The organism is Acinetobacter sp. FDAARGOS_724, from assembly GCF_013364475.1.
Taxonomy (GTDB): domain Bacteria; phylum Pseudomonadota; class Gammaproteobacteria; order Pseudomonadales; family Moraxellaceae; genus Acinetobacter; species Acinetobacter variabilis.
This window is the reverse complement of record NZ_CP054908.1, coordinates 1471278-1497053: the sequence shown is the minus strand read 5'-3', so window position 1 is coordinate 1497053 and position 25776 is coordinate 1471278. Positions and strand designations below refer to the sequence as shown.

Genomic DNA, 25776 nt, shown 5'->3' with positions numbered 1-25776 from the left:
AAGGCTTTTTTTATGAATAGTGATTTGATCTTTTTAAAGTAAGCATCCGGCTAACACAGCCTTACCAAGCGATCCTATAAGCCTTAATTTAGTTCCCACCTAAAAACAAGTGGGGACTTAATCCATGAACATGGATATATATTCAGCAACACCTCCTGTTGCTAAAAAACGCCGAAAATACAGCAAAGAATTCAAACTCAGTATTGTCAATGCCTGCAAAAATCCTAATACCTCGATCGCTTCGGTCACACTGCAACATAGTATTAATGCCAACCTTGTCAGTCGTTGGATCAGGATCTTCAGCCATCATGAGGGTGCCGTGCAGGATCCTACTCATGTGAATCCAGCATTTATTGCTTTGCCTTACACTGCTGCAATCAGCCAACCTATTGATGAGAGGATCACGTTGTGTATCACCGTGCCTCATACGAATAATGATATTCAGCTAAAATGGCAGACATCAGAAATACCTGCCTTGGCAGAATTACTCAAGGCACTTGCAACATGATCCGCATTGATGAAATCTGGTTGTCTACTCAGCCCATGGACATGCGTGCAGGTATGGATACGACCATGGCTCAGGTGGTGAGAGCCTTTGGCTACATCAAACCGCATTGTGCTTACCTGTTCTGTAATAAACGTGGCCATCGCATGAAAGTGCTGGTACATGATGGATTGGGCATCTGGCTGTGTGCCCGGCGGCTGGAACAGGGCAAATTTCACTGGGCTCAAGTTCACCAAGGTGAAACCGTGGCCCTCAGCCCGGAACAGTTACAGGCACTGATCCAAGGTTTGCCCTGGCAGCGCATTGGACGACAGCAGGTGGTGACGATGCTTTAAACCAGGCTCGACCATTCTGCTATTCTCCAAACGTTCTATTTCATTCTTCTCATGACCTCAGGCATACTGCGGTCATGAATACGCTGCCTGACTTAAGCCAACTGACCCATGAACAACTGCTGGAATTCACCAGGCAGTTGGCGCTGCAGCATCAGTCTCTAGCACAATCAAACCAACAATTGGATGCCAAAGTTCAACATCTTTCTATTCTCAATCAAAAATACGAGCATGAACTGGCGCTGTTTAAAAAGCACAAATTCGCCCAAAAGAATGAACACTTAACGGCAAAACAAATCCATCTCTGGGATGAAGCGGTTGAAGAAGATATTGCCGCGGTTGATCTAGAACTGGAACGGCTAAATGCAGATAAAACCAATGCAGCGACACAGAAAGCCAAAACCAATAAACCTAAACGTCGACCACTGCCAGATCATCTACACACCATCCGTATTGAGCATGAACCTGCATCAACCCAATGTGCTTGTGGCTGCCAACTCCGTCGTATCGGCGAAGATGTCAGTGAAAAACTGCATTTCAGACCGGCACAGTTCTATAAGGAACAGCATGTGCGTGGTAAATGGGTCTGTGATCAGTGTGACACTCTAACTCAGCAAGCGATGCCCGCCTATGTGATTGATAAAGGCATTGCTTCACCTGAATTGCTCAGCCATGTGCTGGTATCGAAGTATGCCGATCATTTGCCGCTGTACCGTCAGCGCCTGATCTATCAGCGGGCTGGCATTGATCTGTCCAGATCCACTTTATCTGATTGGATAGGTCGCTGCGGTGTAGAACTGGAACCTCTGGCCAATGCCTTAAAAGAGGTGGTGCTGCAACAGCGGGTGCTGCATGCAGATGAAACACCGGTCACCATCATGCGGATGGGTGAGAATAATAAAAAACCGAAGAAAGGTTATGTCTGGGCCTATGCCACCACACAGTATAATCCAGTTCAGGCGGTGATCTATGACTTTCAGGATAGTCGTTCAGGCCAGCATGCTGAAGAGTTCTTGAAAGGCTGGCAGGGCTATCTAGTCTGTGATGATTACAGTGGTTATAAAGCACGTTTTAAATCAGGCCAGGTGATTGAGGTGGGGTGCATGGCCCATGCACGTCGTAAATTCCATGAACTGCATGTAACTGGGAAAAGTCAGGTTGCTGAACAGGCCTTAGTGCTGATTCAGAAACTGTATGCGATAGAAGCAGAACTCAGGAAAAAGACCGATGGTACAGCGGAAGACCGCCGCGAATACCGACAACAGCATAGTCAACCAGTGATGCAACAACTATATGAATGGCTCAACCAACATCATCTGACAGTGCCATCGAGTTCTCCCACCGCCAAGGCTATCAATTACACTCTGAAGCGTTGGCCAGCCTTAAGCCGCTATCTGGATGATGGCAATCTACCGATATGCAACAATTGGGTAGAGAATCAGATGCGTCCCTGGGCGTTGGGACGCAAGAACTGGCTGTTTGCAGGTTCGCTGCGCAGTGGTCAGCGAGCGGCAAACATCATGACTTTAATCCAGTCAGCAAAGCTGAATGGCTTGGATCCGTATGCCTATTTAAGTGATGTGCTGAAAAGGTTACCGACACACAAAGTGACCCAAATTGAAGAATTGCTGCCGCACTGCTGGAAACCTAAATCGAATTAAAAAATAGGTATGGGATTCAGCGGACGCTTACTTTTTAAATAAAAATAGGGTCAGATAAGGCTCTTTGAACCGTACCGGGTTTGTCGGAGAGTCAATATTTGGATATAAAAAAGATCCAGTACCCTATCAGGACTGGATCTATGTAATGACTATAAATTATATGTAATAGAAGAAAGTATTAGACAGCCACCTGTGGATTAAACAAGGCATCAATCTGTTTTTGGATCCCTAGCAGATAATCAATAGCCTGTTGCATCTGATCTGCTGGCAACTGGTCTTCTGTTCCGATACAGGTAATCACATGATCAAGCTGTCGGCTAAAGTTATACACCGGAATCGCCACTGCATGAATGCCCGCCATCATATCACCGGTCACTGACGCATAGCCCTGCTGCAGGATTTTCTCTTTAAGCTGCAAGAATTCTTCCCAGTTCGCGGGATATTGACCTGCTTTAGCGCTACTCGCCCACTCTTTTTCCAGCAAAGGCTTGATGATGTGTTCTGGCTGAAGGCAGGCATGTAAACGACCAGTTGCCGACTTTAGCAAAGGCATACGCGAGCCGACCCGGGTAATAATATTAAATACATGGTTGGATTCAAGCGACTGAACCACCACAGCACCATCAGCGAACCATTTACTGACATGAATACTGCAATTTAAATGCTGCTGAATCTGCGCAATATATTTTTGGGTTAATTCCAGCATATCGGTACGTTTTAAAGCATTGACCCCAAATGCGTGAGCACGCTCACCCAGGCCATAACGTCCATCACTGAGCTGCTGGGCATAACCTTTACGTATCAGACTCACCACATAACGATGCACTTTTGCAGGATGCATGGACAGGACTTCTGACAGCTCTTTTAACATCATCGGTGCATTATGTTCAGTCAATGCATCGAGTACAGTTAATCCTACTTCTAGAGACTGCACTCCTCCCTGTAATTTTTCTTCCTCAACGCTCATCGTTCCATCCTGCATATACGCATTAATTTTCATGGTTCTATAAAACCATTGTACTACTGAAATCAAAAATCTTGTTCGGCCAAATCTGATTCCAGATTCAAATCATATCCGCATTTTAACAAATTTACATTATTCATAATCAAATTATTTATTGCGTAATCTAAAAATATAAGTATGATTCTGTATAGAACTTAAATTTTCCACGGAAAGGATCCATATTTATGACGACACGTTTGAAGTCATTTGTCGACATCGCTCCTGATTCAGATTTCCCTTTAGAAAACCTGCCTTATGGTATTTTCAGTAATGAGCAAAACGCCCAACCGCGTGCCGGGGTGGCACTTGGAGAATGGGTAGTTGACCTGGCGGTATTGGAAGCAAAGGGTTATTTAAAGCTGGAACAAGTTCAGCAATTTTTTAACCAGCCAACCTTGAATACTTTTATTGAGTCAGGTAAAGCCAACTGGTCTAAAGTACGTACGGAATTACAAAAGTTACTGTCAGCCGATCATGCCGAATTACGCGACAATCAGGAACTCCGTGATCTGGTTTTCTTGAAACAGTCAGACGTCACAATGCATCTGCCGGTACATATCCCGGGCTATACCGATTTCTATTCATCCAAAGAACATGCCACCAATGTCGGCTGTATGTTCCGTGATCCGAAAAATGCCCTGTTAGCCAACTGGTCAGAACTTCCAGTCGGTTATAACGGCCGTGCTAGCTCCGTGATTGTCAGCGGTACAGAGATCGTGCGTCCATCTGGACAGATCAAATTACCGGATTCTGATCGCCCAGTATTTTCAGCATGTCGCAAACTCGACTTCGAACTGGAAACCGGCTTTATCATCGGCAAGCCAAATAACTTAGGCGAGCCCATTGCAATTGAAAATGCCTGGGATCATATTTTTGGTATGGTTCTATTCAATGACTGGTCTGCACGTGACTTGCAACAATGGGAATATGTACCGCTAGGTCCATTTAACGCCAAGACTTTTGCCTCTTCGATCTCGCCATGGATCGTAACCATGGAAGCACTTGAACCGTTTAAAACCAGTTCACCTGCTCAGGAGCCAAAACCTCTGGCTTATTTGTGTGAAGATAACAGCAGTAATAGCTATGACATTAACCTGTCCGTTGAAATTCAGCCTGAAAATTCAGACCAGGCTGATGTGATCTGTGAAACCAATTTCAAATATATGTACTGGTCGATGGCACAGCAGCTGGCTCATCACACCATTGCCGGCTGTAATGTACAGGTCGGTGATCTGATGGGTTCAGGCACGATTTCCGGCTCTACGCCAGACTCTTATGGTTCATTACTGGAAATTACCTGGAATGCCACCAAGCCACTGACTTTGTCGAATGGTGAACAGCGTACGTTCATTCAGGACGGCGACACCGTGATCATGAAAGGTCATTGTGAAAAAGATGGCCTGCGTATCGGTTTCGGTGCTGTGAGCGGCAAAATTCTGCCAGCGCTTGATTTCGGTTTTAGTGAATAAGCTGGAGTGAAATCATGACCATGAAACTATATACCTATTTTCGCAGTTCAGCCGCTTACCGGGTTCGTATTGCGCTCAACCTGAAAGGACTCGAAGCAAAACATATCCCGGTTCATCTGGTGAACAACGGTGGCGAACAGCATAGTGAAATGTTTCGTCGGGTCAATCCAGGAGAGCTGGTGCCAGCGTTGATTGAAGATGATTTCACGCTGACCCAGTCGCTCAGCATGATTGAATATCTGGAAGAAAAATTTCCGGAAACTCCCCTGTTGCCCAAGAATTTGCAACAGCGTGCACTAATCCGAGCCTTTAGCTTGAATATTGCCTGTGACATTCATCCATTAAATAACCTGCGTGTACTTCAGTACCTTAGCAAAACCCTGAATGCCAGCGATGAACAGAAAACTGAATGGTACAGACACTGGGTCATCACCGGTTTAAAAGCGCTCGAAGCTCAATTAACGCTTTCAAATGGCCAATTCTGTTTTGGAGATCAACCGAGCCTTGCAGATTGCTGTCTGATTCCACAAGTGTATAACGCTAAACGTTTCATCATCGATCTTTCAGATTTTCCGAAAATTGAATCGATTTATGCCCATTGTAACTCACTGGATGCATTTCAAAAAGCTGCACCTGAAGCGCAGCCCGATGCAGCATAAGAATATATAAGGATATAAACATGACTATTCAAATCGAAAAAATTCACCATGTCGCCTACCGCTGTAAAGATGCCAAAGAAACCGTGGAATGGTATAAAAAGAATCTGAACATGGACTTTATTCTGGCTTTTGCTGAGGATCATGTCCCGTCTACCAAAGCTTTCGACCCGTATATGCACCTGTTTTTAGATGCAGGCAATGGCAATGTATTGGCCTTCTTTGAACTGCCCACCCAACCGGAAATGGGCCGCGATGAAAATACCCCAAAATGGGTGCAGCATATCGCCTTAAAAGTGAAAGATCGTCAGGCACTGGTTCAAGCTAAAGAGCATCTGGAAGCCAATGGCGTAGATGTACTGGGCATTACCAATCACGGCATTTTCCATTCAATTTACTTCTTTGATCCAAATGGCCACCGTCTGGAACTGGCTTATGATGATGAAAAAGCACCTCAGAAAATTGCCATGATTACCGAAGAAATGAAGTATGACATGCTGGAACAATGGAGCACAACCAAACGCGCACCATCGCATACCCACTTCCTGCATGCAGATGAATTAGACCATAGCGCTCGCGAAGCCAAGATGGACGCTTGAATTTTAGGAAAAGGATCTCTGATGAATAAAGTCGTTGCCAATGCTCAGGAAGCTTTGGAGGATATCGTTGCAGATTATCAAACGCTCGCCGTTGGTGGTTTCGGTTTATGTGGTATTCCTGAAGCACTTATTGAAGCTTTAAAAAATACTGGTGTCACTGGTCTCACCTGTATTTCCAATAATGCAGGTGTGGATAATTTTGGTTTGGGCAAATTGCTGCAGACCAAGCAGATCAAAAAAATGATTTCTTCTTATGTCGGTGAAAATAAGGAATTTGAACGTCAATATTTAAATGGCGAGCTGGAAGTAGAGCTCACGCCCCAAGGAACACTGGCAGAAAAACTGCGTGCGGGTGGTGCTGGAATTCCCGCTTTCTACACCCAAACCGGTGTCGGCACATTGGTTGCTGAAGGCAAAGAAGTCCGTGAATTTGAGGGTAAAGAATTTATCCTGGAAAAGTCATTAACCGCAGATGTGGCACTGGTCAAAGCCTATAAAGCAGATAAGGCCGGCAACCTGGTCTTCCGTAAAACTGCACGTAATTTCAATCCCGAATGTGCCATGGCCGGGAAAATCACTGTGGCTGAAGTTGAACAAATCGTAGAGATTGGTGAACTTGATCCCGATGATATCCATCTGCCTGGAATCTATGTGAATCGCATTGTCGTTAATGCTTCACCAGAAAAACGCATTGAACAGATGACCTTAAAGGCAGGAGCATAATCATGGCTTGGACTCGAAATGAAATGGCTCAGCGTGCGGCACAGGAGCTGGAAGATGGTTTCTATGTCAATCTCGGTATTGGCTTGCCAACAGTGGTTGCCAATTATATTCCAGAAAATATCAATGTCTGGCTCCAGTCTGAAAATGGCTTGCTGGGTATTGATGAATTTCCAACTGTAGAAACCGTTGATGCAGATCTAATTAATGCAGGTAAACAGACAGTGACTGCCCGTAAAGGTGCTGCCTTCTTTTCCAGTGCGGATTCCTTTGCCATGATTCGCGGTGGACATGTCAATATTGCGATTCTGGGGGCAATGGAAGTTTCCGAAAAGGGTGATCTGGCAAACTGGATGATTCCAGGCAAGAAAGTCAAAGGTATGGGCGGTGCCATGGATCTGGTAGCCGGTGTGCAGAAAATTGTAGTGCTGATGGAACATACAGCGAAAGACGGTTCACCGAAAATCGTTCCTCAGTGTACCTTGCCGTTGACCGGTAAAGGTGTCGTCAATCGAATCATTACCGATCTCGGTGTGATGGATATTACTTCACGCGGAGTGGTTCTGGTAGAACTCGCTCAAGATGTCACACTGGAACAGATCAAAGCTGCGACAGGAGTTGAGCTGATTACGGATAGACTTGAGGCTGCCTGATCTGCTTCTACTGAATAATCAAAGCAGCGAAAGCTGCTTTGATTATTCTTATGAAATATTCCTTTAGCATCGTAATTACATTGAAGGTAAAGAATATTTTTCTATAATATTCATGTTCTTGCCATATAATTTTTAAAAGCCCAATAAAATTTTATGAATGTAATTCACCTTATTGGATCAAATAAAATTATCTTTATTTCTATTCAAATAAGTTTGCAGAAAAACTATTTTTTTTCGGTTTATTATTTTTTTATTAAGCTCAGTAAAACTTATAAAATTTAAGATTCAGAACTACTTTCACACTAATTTATATTTAAATTGATCACTAAAGATAATAATGATAATAAAATTTTAATTAGTAGAAAAAATACTTAATAAAAAAGCCACTTATATAAGTGGCTTTTTTATTAAGTATTTTGGTGGAGATGGCGGGAGTTGAACTCACTAGGGTATAAATCCATCAAATTTAATTAGACTTAAGCCATTGTATTTCATACCATTTACTTAATTTCATTTGATGGTATTTGATAAATATTAAAAAAAGTGTGGCAAAAAATGTGGCAAGTAATTTATATAAACACATTCTTAATAGACCTCTTGCGAAAGTCGTTATTGCAAGTTCATCCGATTTACCAGTGCAGCGATTAAGTTAATGCGTAAACCGAATCTTTTCCGTCTATTTCGATAGCGTTCACTTAATATTCTAAATGTTTTCAATTGACTATTAATATGTTCGATCACAACTCGTATTTTTCCAATCATTTTATTGTACTTTTTCTCAACATCAAATAAGGGTAAATTCTTCTTTTTCTTTATTGGCATCAATAATTTAAAGCCATCTTGCTCTAATCCGTAGTACCCTAAATCGGTCATAACATATTTACAATGTTTGAATTTTTTAACCGTTCTTCTTGCCAATTTAATGTCATGCTGACTGCCATTCGATATATCTAGCCCTATGATTTGTTTGCTGTTCGGATGATAGATCACTTGTGCTTTTAGCGTATGTTTCTTCTTTTTACCACTGTAGAACTTACTCTGATTTTTTTTTCGGACGTTCTATTGAACATTCTGTCGCATCAATAATGACCCAGTTAAACTGTTCGTCTGCTGTGGTAATGCTTCGTTTTGGCAGAGTAAACCGTCTTGATTTCATCAATGCATCTTCAACCTTTTTAATGGTTCGATTCACATTACTTTCAGCGATATGGTAATTTGCAGCCAACTCCAATTGAGTGCTGTAATTCCGTAAGTAATTGAGTGTTAATAATAATTGATCCTCTATAGCTAAAGTATGAGGACGCCCAGATTTCTTTTTAAGTGATTCTACTTCTTTTAAAACTTCGATCATTTCACTAAAAACTGGTCGAGGTACACCAACCAAGCGCTGGAATTCAGAATCTGAAAAACGATTTAATTTGTGATATCTCATGAAATTTAGATTGAGGTGGTTTTTACTTTCGCAAGAGGTCTAATAGATACCTAACTGTTCTTTATGTACATAATGGATGACGTCAATTGAATCCATTAACTAGCCATTGAAATAAATAATATTATATAAATTTAAAAACCTCAGCATACAAAATACCATACAAATAAATTTTGACTAATCTTTGAATTAATCCGTTTCAATCAATGTAAGTTCATTAGTAAAAAATGGTCATTCAATATAGATAGCGTCGCTGAATCAGGCATTAATAAAGACTTTTGAGCTGAAATTCGATATACTTTATCTCGGTCTGGAGAACTAAATTCTATCCAAGTACCTAATCTGGGCGAATTCAAACATGAGGTGCGACAGTTTGAAAAGTCTTATGATAATCAACAAGCTGAGCAAATTTCTCTAATGGTGTAAGCCAATCTAACGCTTTTCTAGGACGAGTATTCAGTGACATGGCAACTTGATTTAAATAATGCTGATCTGCCTGATTTAAATCAATCCCTTTAGGTAAATATTGCCTAATTAAACCATTCATATTTTCGCATGTGCCTTTTTGCCAGGGTGAATGTGGGTCACAGAAATATACATCTATGCCTAAATCTTCTTCAAGTATTTTATGTTCTGCCATCTCGCGTCCACGGTCATAGGTCAACGTTTTACGCAGTTCTGCAGGTAAATATTTCAGAGCTTCAGTTAAAGCCTTGCGCACTGATTCTGCCTTTGCATCAGGTAATGTTGCCAAGATACAGAGCCGTGTATTTCGTTCAATAAGTGTTGCTATCGAACTTTTATTGTCTTTACCTTTAATTAAATCAGCTTCCCAATGACCCGGTATTTTTCTTTCTTGAACTTCGGCTGGGCGCTCATGAATAGTTTTAATATCCTGTAATATAGAATCTTTTTTAGGTTCACCGTTAGCTTTTCGCTTTTTATTTTCATGACGCAGACAGGATAATAAGTCTTTTTTCAACTCACCCTTTGGTAATGCGCGTATCGTTGAATAAATCGTTGTATGGCTTACATTCATTGTTTGATCCAAATCAGGAAATGTCTTTAAACGCTTTGCTATTTGCTGAGGAGACCATAAACAACGGATCGCTTCAACAATAAATTTCCAGAGGATTGAATCGATTTTGAGTTTTCTGTGACCACGTCTACGTCTAGCGAAGGTGTTATCAGAAGCATATCGAGCTTGATAAACGTCATTGATGCTATTTCTTTTAAGCTCACGATAGATCGTACTAGGATGTCTTTTAATGAGTTCAGCAAATTTTCTGGCTGAAAAGCCTTCTTTTCTTGACTCAAGCATTAATGCAGTACGATCTTCAAAGTTAAGATGATGGTATGACAATTTTATATACTCCATAAACCCTTTAAATTAATTAGGTGGTTTATGTCGCACTTCAAGTTTTACTCTGCCCTGGTTTTTCCTGCACCATTTGCACCTACAACTACAATACTTCTTGAGTATTCAACTTTTGATAACCCAATATTGTTGGGTGGAAAGTGTATTTCTTGCTTCATTTTTTCAGCATATAGAGTTAATTGAATGAAATATTTTTTTAAAAAACAGTAACTAATAAAGTATATCCACGACATAAAATATTAAGTACTTTCTACAAGTTCGGAACAAGCAACCCATTCGAATATTTATATCCTTTAACTTCAAGACCAATCCCTTCTAGAATAAACTGATCTATTTGTGCTTGATTATTATACCAATACGAAATATATGTATAATAATCATCAATTTCCCTCTGATCTATCCCTAACATTTCTGGATAACTAATTCGAGATTCAATGTGATATTTTTCAGAAAGTTGTAAAGTACCTTTTTTATACATTGAATTTAGCACTTCCATACAACGGTTATAACTATGGACGCCATCTGCATGACGAAGAAAAGTCAAGACATGTGAATATTTTCCGGTTCTTATTGGTTCAATAATTTCACTTTCCTCAGCACCTGTTATTGCTTTTATTTGAATGCCCGCAGAATTAGTTGTACCTAAAACTGTCGCAGGCTCATCTATGTCTTTTTTAATATTCCTTCGTATAAATATAAGGTCGAAGTTATTTTGAGGTGCGTAAAAGTTTGGATAGTTGGAATTTGTGGACATAAATCCAGTCCCAATTACCTTAAATTGATCTATATAATCATCTTTGCACTGGGCTCGATTCGTACACCACGTAAAGGCTTTCCTGCCAATTGTTCTCATATTTGCATTAAAAGTATTGACTGCATAAGCTTCAAATATAAATCCTGCAAATGAATAAATTGGTAGCTTTGTTTGAAATCGCAAAATATTATACTGATCATAAAAAAAGTGCCCAGTTTCAAGCCCATCAGCAATTAATTTATTGTGATATCTCTCATGCAGAATTTGTTCTTGTATTCTTTTATCTATCGCAGGATGATTAGGATCAAGAAGAGCTATCGGAACTGAAAAAAGAAGCTCAAGATCCACATCCTCACATCGTTCTTGGCTTGAAATAATTAAATTCCCTGTCACAAACAGCTCTCCAAAATTAGGGCGAATTTACTATATAATTTAAATATAATTATTTTTTATATCTTAATATATTGATATTGTGAATATAATTCTCGTTTAGATCAACTTTAGTCTCAATGTAATCTTACGCGGGTGAAGGAAAACCAACTTATACATGTTATAAAGAAACAGGTATTTGTACTTTGGTAGTCAGTTCAATATAAAGAACATCAGAAATATCATCGATTTAAAGGGTATGACTTTAGAATCATCTGACTTTTAACAAACTTCTAGAACTTTTGATTCATGACTATCTAACATGTTTAGGTTTGAACTCAGCATCACTCCCCCTTTCCCTGCAAAGAAACACACTCGCAAGATACAAGATTTATCATTTTTTGATCAAATTAAATAATATGTGAAAAATTCAAATAGACGTCATTGGCCGTCGTTTTAATTCAAAGTTTCTGATAAAAATTGTGTATAACCGTGAAACATTTATGTTTCACGCTGTTGCTTAATTATAGCAAATGCTATAATTTGAATATGTGCAAAGTCTATCTTGTCTTTTGCTATATCTTTAATAAGGAATTTAAAATGTACACCATCACTGTTTTTCGACAATGTTAGGTCTTAGTTTGCTTTATCTAAGTTCTGTTGATTTAAGTGTTTTATGTGAGGTGGGTTATGAATAATTATAATGCAATGGATGTCGCTAACTATATTATTAACTATGTTAATAGTAACAATAAAAAACTATGCACTCTGAGTCATCTTAAGCTTCAAAAACTTCTTTATTATGTTCAGGCCACATATTTAGCTAAGAATGATGGAGTTCCAATTTTTACTAATGATATTGAAAAATGGCAATATGGACCTGTTGTTAGAGAGGTATATTATGAGTTTAAAGACTTTGGTATTAGTCACATCAACACCCCAAGAAGTTATTTAAAAAATACTGATACTGGAGGATTTGAATTAATTACATTTATTCCAGACTTAATAGAAAAAAATTCTGATATTAGTAGTCATATCAAATCAGTAGTAAATAAATTAAAGGATTTGGATGCTTTTTCTTTAGTGGAAAAAACACATGCAGAACCCATGTGGTTTAATTTAAAACATGATATTTTATCTAGAAATAATATTCTTAAATATTCACTAGATGAAATGAAAACTTATTTTAAAACTCACCCTTTATAATAAGGGGTGAGTTTTTGTGTTAGAAGAAAATAAAAAATTTGAACAAATAATTACTCATTTATTAAATAGCGAAATCGAACATACTAATGACAATAAAGAGCACTTAGAAAAAGCAAGTTGGTTAATTATTATGATCCTCAAAGACAAGTTCTTTGATGCTAAAAATGATTTCATAGATGTTTCTGAAAATAATGATGAACATATAGTTGCTTCATTATGTGAAAGTATGAGATCCACACTTAATGATTGTAATAATAAAGAAAAAGTAAAAAAGTTTATTCAAGAAATTGTTGCTATCGATCATTTTAAAATTAAAGTAAATGTAAGATATGAAGATATTACAAAAATAGTTTTTGACTCAAAATCTAAAATATCAATAGATAAGCTTAATGAGCGCATTGAATACTTTTCAATGGTAGTAGGTTTTAGCGTTTTAGGAAATAAAAATAAAGATGAATTATTAAAAATAAATAAAGTCTTAGATAAACTATTTAGACATCTAAAATTAGCAGTTTTTCAAAAAGAATACTTTATGTCTTCGGCCAATTTAGCAGAAACCACCGCTACTGAAGCACAGCGAGTCGCGAAAATAGCAGAAAATTTAGCAAATGAAGCTGATGCCCAAGCCAAATCTACTATTGCAAACTATATCTCTATTCTTGGTATTTTTGCCTCGATCATTTTTACTCTTTTTGGTGGCGTAAATTTAATAGGATCTACAGTAAAGCTGTTAGAAGTTAATTCAAAATGGCCATACTTGACCTTTATCATAGCTCTTCTGATGATTTGTTTACTAACGTTATTAAATATGATGGTTCAGTGGATAAATTCAATGAGCAATTTAAAGAAGGTTTTAGAGAAGTCAAATAAAGAACACAAAGTACCTACTGTAACATGGTGTTGGTATAAGCCCTGGACTTGGGACTTTTATACAAAAGCAGTATCATTTTTCTTAGTTATTTTACTTATTAGCTTAGGCGGTATGTATAAAGTTGATAGAGAAAATTTATTTAGTTTAACAAAAGAAACTACCACTAAAAATATACCTAATCCTGTAACTAATAAAATAATCAATCAATCTAAGGTCGAAAACAAAAATAAAGAAATAACAGTAGTTGAAAAAATTACGTTATCGAATCATACAAATGGTAAAGGTTTTGATAAAGACAATTAAGATTGACTCTTTATAGGGTAATCCTTCCATAAATAACAGAAGTTAAAAGTAGAGGCCGTAACGACTTTACTGATATAAAAAACCTTAAAAAATAAAGGATGGTTGTCCAGATAGTTACGAATTTAGCGTCTTTATTATAATTTTTCTATTAATTTAGCCAACCAGCTTGGCTTTTTAGCCTTTAAAAGCTTTTCATATTCCTCTTTTGTTAATTCCTTTTTAAGTTTCATCAACAATTGTTGATCAACAGCATTGGGGCCACACTGATATAGTGCTGAAATTACCCAACCGACCCTCTCATGAGGATATTGAAAAACGTCATGACAACGAGTTTTTATCAATCTCACAGTATGACCAAAATAATGAAATTCACGAGAATTTTTATTGGTATAAAAAACATCAATCACAGGTACTTGAGTACTTAAACCTAAACGATGAGCTGAAACTCCACCATGTTCCTGAAACTTCTCACCTGTACGTTTAGATAAAATTTTTAGAGCAAGCTGTATATCAGGACTCAATATTCTTTCTGGAAAAAATTTATTCATTTGTACTTTGTAATAAATATTAGGAAAGACCATTAAGATTTCTCCCTTCTGAATAAAATTCCTTAGAATCCATTGGAGCTTTTTATCACTTATATGGACACTAAAATCCAAAACCGAGAATAAAATTCCTTTCTCCAAATTTGCATACTCTTCTAGTACAAGTTTTTCTTTAGAAAATCTCACTAAATTAAACCTTTTTTTGATGATTACATAATTGCCATCTTTACTTAACATTATTAAGGGAATTATAACCATGTATTAATTCCCTAAATTTAAAAACATCATTCAATGTAGCAAACACTTAAATTGTTTATGCAAAGAATTGTTGAATTATATATTCTAAATTTTCTTAATAAATTTCATTATAGCCTTTAATTCTTCTGGCATTGGTACTGGTTTATACTCTTCTAATTCAATTTGTTCCTCCTGTCCATTTTCTGGCAAGATGCTTCTTTTAGGTTGTAATATACTGTCACTCTTACCATTTATTAGAGCCTCTTCCTTAATCTTCTTAAAACATTCCATGAATAGCTTTGAATGTAATTCATTGGTTTGATCAATAATTTTATACACTTTCTTTAAATTCAATAAGGTTTGTTTTGTAAAAGCAGTAATATTGGTAGATTCATTACTTTGCTCATATTCTAATGCCTGCAACCAGGCTTCTTGGGCAGTTAATCCTTGTATCCCATAAGAACAACACCACTTCCGAAATTCAGGTATTGTAGGAGGCCATTCATGTAAATTCATCTTATTAAATCCATATTCAATTTGCTCTTCACTTAAACCTGAAATTGAATTGGCAAGCATTTTCTCTAGTAATTCTTGAGGTATTTCTTTCCACTGATCTATAAATTTTTTTCCGTATAACACTTTCATATGTTTTAATAAGTTTTTAGACATTTCTAATGCTTTGTCCATTAGTTAACTCCTTATTCATTACCTGATTTGGCTGGAAAAAGAACAAAATTAAAGTTTTCAGGATTTAAAGTGTTATCATCCTTTTTCACACCAGAATTTCTTTTCCCTGAATTTAATTTTTTCTGCGGTGCTGACTTTAATTTTTCCAATCGATCCAGATTCCGCTTAATCCAATTTATCCATGAAAGCGCCCATCTATGAGGAGTTTTAAAAGAATTATTATGACCTGCTGTTGCTGGTGAAATATACCAATCACAGAATTCACAAAATGTATTCTCTAAGTCTGATTGGTCTAAAGAGGCAAATCTTTTATGTGCGATATTCAAGAAGTTTTCTTCAAGTATTGGATCAAAATTTATTAACTCAATAAATGAAATTTCTTTTGTTTCATTTATAAAGTAGTCCAGAATTTTCGCACCTTTAATATTATAAATATTTAATTGATGATTACCCTGATGGTTAGGAGGAACTTCACGCACCTCCTCTACGGCATTTTCCACATCCTCCCCTGAACTATCTTCCTGAGAGGGTGTACCATCTTCCTCCCCTTCCTTGTTAGTTTCCTTAGGAGGTTCTAAAGTTAGTACATAATGATTTACAGATCCTGTTATTCTGTGCACCTGAATAAACTTCTTCTCTTCTAAGAATGAAATCGCACTTCTAATAGCTCTATCTGAAAACTCAGTCGTCTTAGATAAATGCTGTATAGAAGGAAAACATCTACCCTTCTCATCAGCATGATCTGCCAACATTAATAAAATAGCTTTTGCTGTTGGCTTTCCAACTGTCATTTTTTTTACTGCGTTTGTAAAAATAAAGCTCATTCAATCCTCACTAAGCTTCTAATCACATTATTCAGCGGTTATTTCCCGCGGTTCTCCTCCTATTTTGCATATTTATTTTTTTGAAGATGGATTTGGTTGTAATAATAAAAAAAATGTTCATTTGGATGCTTTTTAAAAAGTCTGAATCGCTCCAACTCTTGCTAAATTGATTAAATAATAGACATTTAGAACACCTAAATATTCACATTCTTTTTAACTAATTTTTAAAATCTTCATCCAGATAATGCATTTAAAAAACACAAGATAACGTTGGTTCTTTTATTCTTTATAACAATAAATAATCTTATAAAATAAACTGTACAAAAGACTATCTACATGATTCTAAACATTTTTTATTTACAATCTCTTAAAAAATATAAACAATAAACTATCAAATCACCTACAAGGAAATGCTTTGAATAAGTTTCAGAATGCCATAAGACTATTTAACTCTTTAGAACAAAATGGTTGGGAAGAATTGAGTATTGATACCGCACTTATGACGAAAAAATCTCAGGATTTAGTTAATGAATGGTGCCAAGAGGTTTTTAATAAGATCCTTATACAGTTTACAGATATACGCCACTCTGCTCCGTGTCATAAATATCGGCCTAATTCATCTAAAGAGGTGAATAAATGGATATTAGAACAAGTAACCAAAATTCGAAACGAATGGTACGATTGGTATCAACACTCCATCTCTTGCCCTACTCCGTTTTATAAAAACGGCACAGCAAAGCCATTTGATAGTATTTTAAAACCAGAAGATTACTTCCAACTAAATGGAATATATGCTCATGTTAGTGATCACAACGGAGCACACATCCGCTATGTTGGAAAAACTCTGCTAGAGCTATATGATTTTTTACAAGATGATGAATCATATGAAGAATGATGTGTGCTGAAAAAACAGGAGGTTTTAACTTGGTAAACTAAACACACTCATCAGGAGTTTACCATGAGCAAGAAATACAAGACTTACACCACAGAATTTAAAGCTGAAGCCATCAAATTAATTGAAGCCAATCAAGGCAATGTCTCGGAAACAGCTAGACAACTTAGCATTTCAATGCAAACTCTTTCAAATTGGAATACCAAAGCAAAGGCTGGAACTTTAGCAGGTACAAAACAGTATTCACCTGATCTAAACGCTCTACTCGAAGAAAATAAAAAACTCAAACAACAGCTCAAAATAGCTGAAATGGAACGTGAATTTTTAAAAAAGGCAGCAGCGTACTTTGCCAAAGAAAGTCAGTAAGGTACGCCTATATGAAACAAAAAAGATATTCATTTCCAATTACCTTAATGGCTCGATTACTTCATGTTTCAGTTTCATGTTTTTATGATTGGCTCAAGAGAGGCGTGAGCAAAAGAACGATTCAACGAAATCAACAGACGATATTGGTGAAAATAGCCCATGAGGAGACAAGGCAGAGCTATGGTTATATTCGATTAACCAAATACTTACAAGCTCAGGGCATAAAAATGAGTATGTACGCTGTACGTCAGATAAAAGCGCTGAACCACCTGTATTGTAAGCGACACAAGCGTTTTAAAAGGACTACGAATAGTGACCATAATCGAGCGATCTATGAAAACCTGCTGGAGCAACAATTCTCAATGACTAGACCAAATCAAGCATGGTCAAGTGATATTACGTACATATGGACTGTTGAAGGATGGCTGTACTTAGCAGCGGTAAAAGACCTTTACACGAAGCAAGTGGTTGGCTATAGCTTAAATGAGCGCATGACAACACAGCTTGTTTGTAATGCGCTAAATATGGCTATTCACAATCAAAAACCAACCAAAGAACTGATTGTGCATTCAGACAGAGGAAGTCAATATTGCAGCCATGAATATCGAAATATACTTGAGCAATATGGTTTTCAAGGTTCAATGAGCAAGCGCGGAGACTGTTACGATAATGCACCGATTGAAAGCTTTTGGGGAATACTGAAAAATGAGTTAGTGCATCATTACAACTATCAAACCAGAGAAGAAGCCAAAGCAGATATTATAAAATACATTGAGTTATTTTATAATCATCGAAGAATTCAAAAGGGTTTGGGTTTTAAGACACCAAATCAAATGGCCGAAGACTTTTATAAGTTGGCTGCCTAAAATCTCCCAAGGGAAAGTCTCCTGATAATTCAGCGTATATCAGAATTACTACACTTTTATTTTGGTAAATCTGAGTTAACCTTTGAAGAGGAAGTTTATCTTTTAAGTTTCTCAATCTAACTAATTAGATTAAAGAACAACTCATCACTTTTGCGTATCTACTTACCATTTAAACTGTGGTAACTGTGGTAACTGTGGTAACTGTGGTAACTGTGGTAACTGTGGTAACTGTGGTAACTGTGGTAACTGTGGTAACTGTGGTAACTGTGGTAACTGTGGTAACTGTGGTAACTGTGGTAATGTTGTTTCAAACTCACAACTGAACCAATAATTTTTCGAATAATTTATCGAGATTAGAAAGTTACCTAATGCCTTTCAAGCATATTAACCTAATAAAAAAAACACCACTCACTACATATCAAACGAGGTCACCTAGTGGAGTACTGACAATATACTCCACTAAGTTCTGTAAAATAATTCCTTACCAATTTGATATTTGATCACACCATTTGAAGACTAAAGAAGAGAAACATTCCTATTTTTCTTAAAGTTTTCAGCTTGCTCAAATATCTCTTTATAAACTTCACGTCGATCGATCGGTGGATAACCCCACTCATCTAGTAACACCATGAGGTCAAACTGTAATTCAGCTTTAATATCTTCTCGCTTGTTCCAGTCAATATATTTTGCCTTATCATCGATAATTGCTTTTACTTCTTTAGAAAGCTCTAATAATTTATCTTTTGGATAAGTGAAATCGTATTTATGAGCTAGTGATATCAATATGTCATAAAAAGCTTTTTCTTCGAAATCTATTCCCAATTTCCCAAATGAAGACATTTCCTCACGTAGCTCGTTATACAACTTAATAATCTCATCTGAGAAATCTTCAATTACCTTCGCCTGAAGTATATCTTGCTCATCACGCTCATTGTACTTCTCAACAAGTGCATTCATTTTTTTTGTGAAATCAATACCTTTAATTTTATTGGTCTTTTTAATTTGAACCGTACCGGGTTTGTCGGAGAGTCAATATTCTGAGAGACTACCCCGATGACAAAATTAAAATATACCCCTGAAATCAGAGAAAGAGCGGTTCAATTATTGATTGAATCTGAAAAAGATTATCCTTCTACTTGGGCTGCAATCACAGCAATTGCGCCTAAGATTGGTTGTACTCCTGAAACACTTCGTGCCTGGCATCAAAAGCATTTAGATCAGCAAAATCCTATTAAAGTACAACAGATATCTGATCAAGAAAAAATGAAGCAAATGGAACGTGAAATTAAAGAATTAAAGCGTGCCAATGAAATTCTACGTAAAGCAGCCGCTTTTTTCGCCTAGGCGGAGCTCGACCGCCCACACAAATAATGGTGGATTTCATCCATAACAATAAAGATCGATATGGTGTTGATGCGATTTGTAGGATTTTACCGATCGCAGCTTCAACCTATTACCGAACTTTAGATCTCGCTGACAATCCAGAACATCGAGCGAAACGAGATCTATATGATGAGCATCATGCTGAACAAATTAAACGAATTTGGAAAGAAAGTTCAGGTCGATATGGTGTGCGTAAGGTCTGGCAACAATTGAAACGTGAAGGTTATGTTATCGCACGTTGTACAGTTGCTCGATTGATGCAGAAGCTAGGTATACAAGGTGTTTGGCGTGGGTAAGAATAAACAAACCACCCGTAGCCGAGATGATCAAAAAAGAGCAGATGATTTAGTGAAACGTAATTTTAATGCTGATCATCCTGACCAACTGTGGGTGAGTGACTTTACGTATATTCAAACTCATTCAGGCTGGGTCTATACCGCCTTTATTATTGATGTGTTCTCACGAGCAATTGTTGGATGGAAAGTATCGACACGGATGAATACAGATATGGTGCTCGATGCATTAGAGCAAGCCTTGCACGATCGAGGCATGCCAAAGAATGTGATTCATCATTCCGATAGAGGTGTTCAATATCTTTCTATTCGCTATACCAATCGTTTAGAAGCTGCAAATTTACGAGCATCAGTCGGTACAACTGGTGATTCATACGATAATGCTCTGGCTGAAACGGTGAATGGCTTATACAAAACAGAGGTGATTGAATATTTAAAAGCAGATTGGCAAGGTTTAGCAGATGTACAACTTGCGACACTAAACTGGGTAGATTGGTTCAATAAAAAGCGTGTACACAGTGCACTGGGTTATGTATCGCCTTTTGAGTTTGAAGCAATGTACTATGATAAGATTAACCCGTTAGGTCAGGTGGCCTAACTTAAATAAAAAAGTCTCCGACAAACCCGGTACGGTTCAGATATTATTATGCGAGACCTGCAATTTTAGATAACTTAAAATTAAAATATACTCCTTTGGAGGATAAAGCATTAGATGTTTAAATATCACTATACAAGATTAAATAATCTATAAAATATGATAATAGTAGATCCTTATTGTAAAACTCTATCTTTGAATAAAAAATGGAGCTATTTAAGCTCGATTTTTTGATTTATCAGAATTTCACATAGAAATTTTAAAGTTTATCATGCATTTTATCTAAAATGACTTTTAAGTCCTCTATAGAAACAGGCTTAGCAAAATAATAGCCTTGCAAGTAATTACATTTGCTCTCTGTTAAAAACTTAGCTTGTACTTCTGTTTCTACACCTTCAGCCACGACTTCTAAGTTCAATGTTTTTGCCATATGAGCAATTGCTATAACAATTGCCGCATCACTTTTATGTTCTGGCAAATGCTGAATAAAACTACGATCTAACTTAATTTGATCAATAGGCAGTTGACGGAGGTAACTCAGGCTGGAATAACCTGTACCAAAATCATCGATTGCTACTTTAATTCCAAGTGCTCGTATAGCTTTTAAAATTTCAACCGATCTTTCAATACCCATCAGTAACATCCCTTCTGTTACTTCTATCTTCAATAACTTAGCATCAAATTTATTTGTTAATAGGGTATTTCTTAGCTCAGCTAAAAAATTAGTGCGTTTAAATTGTATAGGAGAAATATTCACAGCCACACTAAGTGGATCTAGTCTATTGCTATTAAGCTCAGTAATATCTTTGCATGCCTGATTTAATACCCAATTTCCTATTGCTGAAATCTGTCCACTACGTTCCGCTAAAGGTATGAAAGATAATGGAGAAATTAAACCACGCTCAGGATGGCACCATCGAATAAGTGCTTCAACGCCTACAATTTTATTAGTTAAACTATCAACGATAGGTTGATAAAATAATCTAAATTGCTCATCTTCCAAGGCCATAATGAGTTCATGGCGTAACTGGATGTCATTCACTTTGTGAATCGTATTTCTACCACTTGTATACCAGTGCCAGGTGTTACGTCCTTCATTTTTGGCTTCATGCATTGCATGAATTGCATGATGCAATAACTCTCTAAAATTTTCGACTTCTTCTGTATCAGTTGCAATACCAATACTTGCGCTCAGACGAATATGATGACCTTTTATATTAAAAGGTAAAGCTAAAATTTTTAAAATGCCTTCTACTGTTTGGGTTACTTTTTCCTGAGTACATTCTTTATTTAATAATAGAGCAAAGCCATCAGCGGCAAAACGTGATAGAACATCATCTTCTTGTACAATATTCCGTAGACGCTGAGTGACCAGCTTAATTAATTGATCCCCTTCAGCATATCCGAGATCTTTATTTATGGTACGGAAGTCATCTAAATCAATATATAAAACCGCTAATGTATTGTTCATTTCACCCTTTTTGTAAAAGGTAAGATCCAATAACTCTTCAAAAACCTGACGGTTAATTAACTCAGTTAGGCTGTCATGAGTACGCTGATAATTTATATATTCATCATCTATACGTTTCTGAGTCACATCTTGTTGAGTTCCAATAAAATGAGTACATTCACTATTTTGATTCCATACTGGGCTAAGAGTAAGTTGATTCCAGAACCAGGTGCCATCTTTCCTATAGTTTTTTAAGGTGACTTGAATTTCTCGCTTATCCTTAAGTGCTTGGCGAATTTCCTGAACTGTAATAATGTCTGTATCTTCGCCTTGTAGAAAACGACAATTACGACCTAAAATTTCTTTCTCGGAATATCCAGTTAATTTTAGAAAAGCAGGATTAATGTATACAATTTGATGATCTGAAGTAGCCTCAGTAATTACAATACCATTAGGACTTGCATCTAATCCTCGTTTTAATAATTGTAAATGCTCTTCCGTTTTATATCGGTCTGTAATGTTTTTTACAATTGCAAATACACCTACAATTTTACTATTTTGGAATAGTGGTAAAAAGGTGAGATCTGCCCAATATGTTTCTTCTCTAACATCAAAAATCTGTATTTCTAGACGCTGGATATGACCTTCTGTAGCTTTTTTAAAAGATTCCTCTGTTATTTTTTGATATTGAAGAGGAGTAAACTCTAAATAATGTAGTCCTATAATTTGCTCAACTTCAAAACCATTTATTTTTTTTGATGTCATATTTACTTTAGTAATATTACCTTGTAAATCATATTCAAAAACTGCATCTGGATGATCGTTAAAAAAAGAATGATATTTATCATTCATTGCATTTTTTTGCTGACGTTCATAATGTAAATCAAGACCCAAAGCAGTAAGAGATGCCGCATGGTTAAGCTTTTTAATCTCTTCATCTGTTGGGCTCTTCGGTTTTCGATAATAAGTTGCAAAAGTTCCATATAAAGTACCTTCAGCACTAATTATAGGAACAGACCAACAAGCAGAAATATTTTCTTCAATAAGAAATTTTTGATAGCTTTTCCAGTTAGGATGAGCAAAAATATCTTCACAAATAACCATTTTACGATAATGGGCCGCTGCCCCGCATGCACCGACATTAGGTCCAATTCTTAAATTCTTCAATGCATTTCGATATGCCGAAGTAAAATATTGTCCACCACTAATTAAATTTAGATGTTGCTCTTCTTCTGAAAACAACATAATAGACACCATTGCCCCGGGAATTAAACCTTCTAACCAGTTTGAAACTGTATGTAAAACAATTTTCAAATCAGTTTGTTTACCTAATAAATCCAAAATAAACAAAGTGTCAGGATTATTAATTTTTTCAGACATTACACACCATTTAATAAATAATTCTAAATAATAATCAGAAAAATTGTTATTAAAATTATATGCATAAAATAGTGAAATTCCAACAAAATCAGTCTAATTTTTTAAAAAATTAGACACATACAGATTATTACTAATTATCAATAATGTAAAAAAATTAATATTTTTATTAAAATCAATATCTTATTATTAAAACATAAAATAAAACTATTTTATTCAGTAAAAACTTATTTATTATAAATTTAATCAATGGTCTATTAAGAATTTTATAAGAAATAATTATATTTAAACCCAAGATTATAATTTTGAAAACTTATATTGATTCCTCCCCGAGTTTTTAGCCTCATATAAAGCCTGATCTGATTTTTTTATCCATTCATCAATATTTTGTCCTGCTTTAAACATTGAAATTCCAATACTGGTACTTACATTAAGTTTCAAATCACCAATCAAAAATGGATTTCTCATTATTTCAATGATTTTTTCAGCTATAATCTCTACAGTTGCTATATTTTTAACATCCTGAATAAATAAAATAAATTCATCACCCCCGAGACGAGCTAGAAAATCTGAAGCACGTAAAGCAATAGATACACGATAAGCAAATTCCTGAATGACTTTATCACCGACATCATGACCGTAACTATCATTGATATTTTTAAATTTATCAATATCAAAATACATAAGTGCCATGTCCCGACTGACGCGAGCGTGTTCCAGTAGAGTGGTTTCTAATTTATGATAAAAATAGGCACGATTAGGTAATTTAGTCAAACTATCATAATTGGCACGTTTAAATAGTTCTGCTTCTGTTTCTTTACGGTCAGTAATATCATCGATTACATAGAGAATCGAATCAATACCACCTTCTAGACCTCTCACAGGTAAGGTGCTAATTTCTAGCCACTGATAACCAGCATTGGTTTTTAATTGAATTTCTTGATGTTTATATAAAAATTGTCCTGTACGTATGGCTATATCGGCATCAGTAATAAAGATCTGGGCATATTCTTTCCAAGGCATTTCAAAATCAGTTTTGCCTTTCAACTGCTGGATATTATCTAATCCGATAAACTTCAAAAGACTTTTATTTCCACCCTGATAAAAACCTTGTGTATCTTTCCATAAAATAAATTGTGGAATGTTATCGAGTACCAATTGTAAGGTTTGACGAGAACGGTATAGGTCTTGATCTGCCTTTTTTTTCTCTGTGATATTTTTGGCAATTCCAAGAACACTGGTGATTTTATTACCATTAGTGATAGGCACGAGTACGATTGACAAATCATTTACTGTACCATCTGGTTGAGTGAGCCAGTTATGATAAGAAATGGCTTTGCCCTGAAGCGCTTGTTGAAAATAGGATCGGCTCATTTGTGCATTTTCCACACTTAGAAAATTTTCTAGAGAGATCCCGGCTAATTGATTCGCAGTCATACCAAATTCTATTTCTGCTTTTTTATTAACTGCAACAAATCGACGCTGTGTATCCAGCAAATAAACCGGAAAAGGATGATTTTCAAAAAAGGATTCAAAATTGTCAGCTTGCCAAGCTTGCTGCTCTAACATTTTATAATGTCTTCGAATACGAACTCCGATATAAGCAAAGATTAGACTGAGTAAAATACCGAAAAGAATCATCCCGGCATAGGAACTAACCAGCAATTCTTCAAATTTCTGAAGACTCTTTTGATAGATAAAAATTAACCAAGGACGCCCCCCGAAACTGATCTGAGTTTTATTTAAGAGCTGTAAGTCTAGATTTCCCAATAAGCTATGAGTTACTTGATCACCATCATAAATGAGGGTGTTTTTTTTCAGGTTGCCTTCAAACACCTCAAGATCAAACTGTGTATTTTTTAAATCATGGTTGAAGTTAGTGAATAAATCATCAACATAGATAACAGAAAAAATAAAACCTAAAGGCTTTTTATGGGATTTATTGGAAGATAGGTTTTGAATACTACTTAAATTCTCATCATAGATCGGTGTAAATAACAGTACAACTCTTTTACCTGTTGAATCATGCACAGCAGGATGAAGAATCGTAGTACGTGATTCCTCCCAATAAAGAGCATCTTGAATTGCAGACTTTCTCTCTTTAACCGATGCATAGTTTAATCCTCTAAGTACCTTGAGTTGTTCAGGCTCCTTATAGTTCACAGCATAAGCTAAGGGATAAATATAGGATGCTTCATTTTTATCTATTTCCCATATTCGATAATCTGGGAACTCTTGACGCATCTTCACTTCAAATTCAGGAATATTTGCTGAAGCTATACGAGGCAGATAACCCACACTGGTTAGACCAGGTAAACGATCAAATGGTAATACCCCCATTTTTAATTGAGTT

At 36.5% G+C, this 25776-nt stretch carries 23 protein-coding genes, 1 pseudogene and 1 other annotated feature; of the genes and pseudogenes, 14 read left to right on the top strand and 10 right to left on the bottom strand.

Translation table 11 applies throughout. The features are described 5' to 3' along the window. Positions 1–124 precede the first annotated feature (124 nt). From FOC32_RS08400 to FOC32_RS08390, 3 genes are all read left to right on the top strand, one after another. The gene (locus FOC32_RS08400; RefSeq protein WP_005233700.1) at positions 125–508 is read left to right on the top strand and encodes a transposase; all 384 of its coding nucleotides are present in this window, start codon (positions 125–127) and stop codon (positions 506–508) included. After that, positions 505–840 carry an IS66 family insertion sequence element accessory protein TnpB gene (tnpB, locus tag FOC32_RS08395; protein ID WP_000618091.1) on the top strand — a complete coding sequence of 112 codons (336 nt, stop codon included), beginning with the start codon at positions 505–507 and terminating at the stop codon, positions 838–840. Before FOC32_RS08400 ends, tnpB begins: the two co-directional genes overlap by 4 nt. A gap of 74 nt (positions 841–914) precedes the next feature. Beyond that, positions 915–2498 (top strand): IS66-like element ISAba25 family transposase, encoded by a 1584-nt coding sequence (locus FOC32_RS08390; RefSeq protein WP_005080957.1) that lies wholly within the window; start codon positions 915–917, stop codon positions 2496–2498. 178 nt (positions 2499–2676) lie between these two features. Here FOC32_RS08390 and FOC32_RS08385 read toward each other — a convergent pair whose 3' ends face one another. After that, the gene (locus tag FOC32_RS08385) at positions 2677–3498 is read right to left on the bottom strand and encodes an IclR family transcriptional regulator (protein WP_414631438.1); all 822 of its coding nucleotides are present in this window, start codon (positions 3496–3498) and stop codon (positions 2677–2679) included. 188 nt (positions 3499–3686) lie between these two features. Between FOC32_RS08385 and fahA the strand changes: the two genes are divergently transcribed. The 5 genes from fahA to FOC32_RS08360 are packed head-to-tail and all read left to right on the top strand — an operon-like array spanning position 3687 to position 7598. Next, entirely contained in the window at positions 3687–4970 is a 1284-nt protein-coding gene (fahA, locus tag FOC32_RS08380; RefSeq protein WP_175966916.1) for a fumarylacetoacetase, read from the top strand. Between the two features lie 20 nt (positions 4971–4990). Then, the gene (maiA, locus tag FOC32_RS08375; RefSeq protein ID WP_175968173.1) at positions 4991–5629 is read left to right on the top strand and encodes a maleylacetoacetate isomerase; all 639 of its coding nucleotides are present in this window, start codon (positions 4991–4993) and stop codon (positions 5627–5629) included. Between the two features lie 20 nt (positions 5630–5649). After that, entirely contained in the window at positions 5650–6225 is a 576-nt protein-coding gene (locus FOC32_RS08370) for a VOC family protein (RefSeq protein ID WP_175966915.1), read from the top strand. 21 nt (positions 6226–6246) lie between these two features. Further along, a complete protein-coding gene (locus tag FOC32_RS08365; protein WP_175966913.1) occupies positions 6247–6948 on the top strand; it encodes a CoA transferase subunit A in 702 nt (233 codons plus the stop codon). A 2-nt stretch (positions 6949–6950) separates the two neighbouring features. Further along, a complete protein-coding gene (locus FOC32_RS08360; protein ID WP_175966911.1) occupies positions 6951–7598 on the top strand; it encodes a CoA transferase subunit B in 648 nt (215 codons plus the stop codon). 609 nt (positions 7599–8207) lie between these two features. Here the strand turns inward: FOC32_RS08360 and FOC32_RS08355 are convergent. From FOC32_RS08355 to FOC32_RS08345, 3 genes are all read right to left on the bottom strand, one after another. Further along, positions 8208–9030, bottom strand: a protein-coding gene (locus FOC32_RS08355; RefSeq protein WP_104426124.1) for an IS5-like element ISAba27 family transposase whose coding sequence is annotated in 2 segments (ribosomal slippage) — positions 8208–8648 and positions 8650–9030 — 822 coding nt in all. Because the reading frame shifts where the segments join, the coding sequence is not laid out codon by codon here. A 349-nt stretch (positions 9031–9379) separates the two neighbouring features. After that, entirely contained in the window at positions 9380–10348 is a 969-nt protein-coding gene (locus tag FOC32_RS08350; RefSeq protein WP_014538385.1) for an IS30 family transposase, read from the bottom strand. Between the two features lie 307 nt (positions 10349–10655). After that, the gene (locus FOC32_RS08345; RefSeq protein ID WP_175966910.1) at positions 10656–11552 is read right to left on the bottom strand and encodes a hypothetical protein; all 897 of its coding nucleotides are present in this window, start codon (positions 11550–11552) and stop codon (positions 10656–10658) included. 666 nt (positions 11553–12218) lie between these two features. On the opposite strand from FOC32_RS08345, the gene FOC32_RS08340 reads away from it, so the two are divergent. Together FOC32_RS08340 and FOC32_RS08335 are read left to right on the top strand one after the other, a co-directional pair. Beyond that, complete coding sequence (locus FOC32_RS08340; RefSeq protein WP_175966909.1) at positions 12219–12734, top strand: Panacea domain-containing protein; 516 nt, start codon at positions 12219–12221, stop codon at positions 12732–12734. 16 nt (positions 12735–12750) lie between these two features. After that, on the top strand, positions 12751–13908 hold the full coding sequence (locus FOC32_RS08335; protein WP_175966908.1) for a hypothetical protein: 1158 nt from the start codon (positions 12751–12753) through the stop codon (positions 13906–13908). Positions 13909–14042: 134 nt separating this feature from the next. Here the strand turns inward: FOC32_RS08335 and FOC32_RS08330 are convergent, their stop codons facing one another. The 3 genes from FOC32_RS08330 to FOC32_RS08320 form a co-directional block, all read right to left on the bottom strand. Next, complete coding sequence (locus tag FOC32_RS08330; RefSeq protein WP_228761293.1) at positions 14043–14711, bottom strand: DUF6088 family protein; 669 nt, start codon at positions 14709–14711, stop codon at positions 14043–14045. Positions 14712–14795: 84 nt separating this feature from the next. Next, complete coding sequence (locus FOC32_RS08325; RefSeq protein WP_175966907.1) at positions 14796–15377, bottom strand: hypothetical protein; 582 nt, start codon at positions 15375–15377, stop codon at positions 14796–14798. A gap of 11 nt (positions 15378–15388) precedes the next feature. After that, a complete protein-coding gene (locus tag FOC32_RS08320; protein ID WP_175966906.1) occupies positions 15389–16201 on the bottom strand; it encodes a helix-turn-helix domain-containing protein in 813 nt (270 codons plus the stop codon). Between the two features lie 415 nt (positions 16202–16616). Here FOC32_RS08320 and FOC32_RS08315 point away from each other — a divergent pair, with 415 nt between their 5' ends. From FOC32_RS08315 to FOC32_RS08305, 3 genes are all read left to right on the top strand, one after another. After that, positions 16617–17096, top strand: coding sequence for a hypothetical protein (locus FOC32_RS08315; RefSeq protein ID WP_175966905.1), 480 nt, complete (start codon positions 16617–16619; stop codon positions 17094–17096). Positions 17097–17159: 63 nt separating this feature from the next. Then, a protein-coding gene (locus FOC32_RS08310; protein ID WP_087748731.1) for an IS3-like element ISAba22 family transposase occupies positions 17160–18325 on the top strand; the annotation gives its coding sequence in 2 pieces (ribosomal slippage) (positions 17160–17418 and positions 17418–18325; 1167 coding nt in all). Positions 18326–18501: 176 nt separating this feature from the next. Continuing rightward, complete coding sequence (locus FOC32_RS08305; RefSeq protein ID WP_175966904.1) at positions 18502–18648, top strand: hypothetical protein; 147 nt, start codon at positions 18502–18504, stop codon at positions 18646–18648. 193 nt (positions 18649–18841) lie between these two features. Here FOC32_RS08305 and FOC32_RS08300 read toward each other — a convergent pair whose 3' ends face one another. Then, positions 18842–19327, bottom strand: a complete 486-nt coding sequence (locus FOC32_RS08300) for a type I restriction enzyme endonuclease domain-containing protein (protein WP_267464249.1) — start codon at positions 19325–19327, stop codon at positions 18842–18844. Between the two features lie 51 nt (positions 19328–19378). On the opposite strand from FOC32_RS08300, the pseudogene FOC32_RS08295 reads away from it, so the two are divergent. Continuing rightward, a pseudogene (locus tag FOC32_RS08295) lies at positions 19379–20599 on the top strand (IS3 family transposase). Next, positions 19654–19770, top strand: a sequence feature (AL1L pseudoknot). Its footprint overlaps the pseudogene before it by 117 nt. A gap of 256 nt (positions 20600–20855) precedes the next feature. Here the strand turns inward: FOC32_RS08295 and FOC32_RS08290 are convergent. Together FOC32_RS08290 and FOC32_RS08285 are read right to left on the bottom strand one after the other, a co-directional pair. Beyond that, complete coding sequence (locus FOC32_RS08290; RefSeq protein ID WP_175966903.1) at positions 20856–23426, bottom strand: EAL domain-containing protein; 2571 nt, start codon at positions 23424–23426, stop codon at positions 20856–20858. Between the two features lie 294 nt (positions 23427–23720). Next, positions 23721–25763 carry a diguanylate cyclase domain-containing protein gene (locus tag FOC32_RS08285; protein ID WP_175966902.1) on the bottom strand — a complete coding sequence of 681 codons (2043 nt, stop codon included), beginning with the start codon at positions 25761–25763 and terminating at the stop codon, positions 23721–23723. Between the last annotated feature and the right edge of the window lie 13 nt (positions 25764–25776).